This is a genomic window from Georgenia halophila, assembly GCF_039541595.1.
Genome location: NZ_BAABGN010000002.1, coordinates 270,331 through 272,520, shown reverse-complemented (window position 1 = coordinate 272,520; position 2,190 = coordinate 270,331). Strand labels below are relative to the sequence as shown.

Here is a 2,190-nt window from a genome sequence, read left to right as displayed (position 1 = left end):
TGCGGGGGACGGGCCGCGAGCCAGGCCGTGCAAGTACGGCGTCGAATCGGCCACGGGCGGCCACGACCGGTCCTACGCTTGGACCGGGCAGGTGACCGCGACGGCGGTCCGTCGGGGGGAGTGCCTGGTGAGGAGACTTGCGGCGATCGCCGCGATGGCCGTGCTGCTCGCCGGCTGTGGTGGCGACGTGCAGCCGTCGGCCGGTGCCGGCAAGGCGGTGGAGACGGCGACCCGGGCGACTGCTGCGGCCGAGCGCGACGTGTGCGCCGTGCCCGTCGCGATCGTCGTAGACGCCGTGCAGGGCTACGTCGGCTCCTTCGGCACCGAACAGCTCGCCGAGGGGCAGACGGCGACGTCGCCGGTCGGATCCGCCGACAAGCCCGGGTCCGAGAAGGCGGCCTCGAGCGACGAGCCCCCCGCCGACGTCCTCTCCGACGCCGTCGCCGAGGCGCAGCGGGTCGCCGCGAAGGTCCGGTGCGCCGACGCCGACCTCGCCGCCGGCATCGCGGAGGGCCTCGAGACCGTGAGCGCCGACGGCGCGGTCGCGACCGCCGTCCGGGACCGGACGATCGCCACGATGACGGGCGCCGCGGCACCCGACCTCCCGCTCACGCCCGACGACGACCTCTCCCTCGCGGTCGCCGCCACCGAGTCCGGCGGCGTGATCGAGCTCGGCGCCGGCACGTGGGACCTCACGGAGCCGGTCGTGCTCCTCGGCGGGGTCACCCTCCGCGGCGCGGGCCCGGAGCGTACGGTCCTGAGATCGTCGGCACCGGAGGCGACGATCCTCGTCGCGACGGCCGACCGCGTGGAGCTGCGGTCGCTCGCGCTCGAGCGCGACCGCGCGGCCGTCGGGTCCGTGGTGGTCGGCGGCCCCTCGGCGTCGCTCGTGGTGGAGGACGCGGTGCTCAGCGGCGCGGTCGGCGACGAGAGCAGCGGCGGGGCGGGCATCCACATGTCCGCCCAGGGCGAGCAGGGTTCCGGCCGCGGCACCACCCTCGAGATCACCGACTCGGTCCTCCGGGACAACGGTTGGGCGGGGATCGCGGTGACGGGTGGGCACCGCGCCTCGGTCCTCGGCGCGACGTTCGAGGCGAACGGCCAGTGCGGCATCTGCTTCCTCGGCGCGGCCACCGGCTCCGTCGAGGACAGCACCTTCGACGGCAACACGGTCGGGTTCTACGCCGGCGACACGGCGTCCCCCGTCCTGACCGGCTCGACGATCACCGGGGGCGAGGCGGGCATCCAGGTCGGCGGCACCGCCGTCGCGGCGCTCGAGTCCACCACGATCCGTGGCAGCGGCCGTGCTGCGGTCATCTACACCGGGCAGGGCGGCGGCAGTGTCACAGGCCTGGTGTGCGAGCAGGTCGAGCACGGCATCGCCGTCGGTCCGGAGAGCACCCCGATACCGGGCGAGAACGCGTGCACCATCGCCTTCGCCGACTGATTCCGTGCGCGGACATCTGTGACCGGATGCCAAACTGTGCCCATGGACGACGTCAGGATCGACCTCATCACCGCCGACGGGGCCGGTGAGCTGCTCACCGTGCGGCGGGCGGCCTTCGTGACGGAGGCGCAGCTGTACGGCGACCCGAACCTGCCGGCGCTGACGCAGACGCTCACCGAGCTGGTGGCCGACATCGAGCGGGCCGACGTCGTCACGCTCGGCGCATGGCTCGGGCACCGTCTCGTGGGCTCGATACGCGTCGAGCTGGAGGCGGAGAAGGCCACGCTGGGGCGGCTCGCGGTCGTGCCGGACCTGCAGGGCCGGGGCATCGGCACCAAGCTGCTCATGGCCGTGCTGACGTACCTGCCCGAGCAGACCAAGGAGGTCTGGGTCTTCACCGGGCAGGACTCCAAGCACAACCTCGCGATGTACAACAAGGCGGGTTACGAGCACCAGTTCGACCAGCACACCGGTGACCTGACCTACGCGTACCTGCGTCGCATCCTGGGCGAGGACGACCCCGACGCCGACGAGGTGCTCGGCTCGATGGACGACGCGACCGCCTGACATCTCGCGGGACGGGGTGCCGGGGTGGACGAGCTCCGCCGTCGGGTGTGTACATTGGACGTGTCGTGACTGGCGCCGGGTGGATCACCACCGGGGAGCGACACGAGCAGCACCCCTGAGGTCGTACGCCTGGGCCGAGGGTCACCAGTGGAATACCACGCGCACGTGTGACCTTC

At 72.9% G+C, this 2,190-nt stretch carries 2 protein-coding genes and 1 riboswitch; both genes read left to right on the top strand.

Annotated features, from left to right (window positions below; all coding sequences use genetic code 11):
* Positions 1-127: 127 nt before the first annotated feature.
* Positions 128-1,447 (top strand): right-handed parallel beta-helix repeat-containing protein, encoded by a 1,320-nt coding sequence (locus tag ABD907_RS02870; RefSeq protein WP_345214977.1) that lies wholly within the window; start codon positions 128-130, stop codon positions 1,445-1,447.
* Between the two features lie 42 nt (positions 1,448-1,489).
* Complete coding sequence (locus ABD907_RS02865) at positions 1,490-2,014, top strand: GNAT family N-acetyltransferase (RefSeq protein ID WP_345214976.1); 525 nt, start codon at positions 1,490-1,492, stop codon at positions 2,012-2,014.
* Between the two features lie 55 nt (positions 2,015-2,069).
* Positions 2,070-2,156, top strand: a riboswitch (ZMP/ZTP riboswitch).
* Positions 2,157-2,190: the final 34 nt, after the last annotated feature.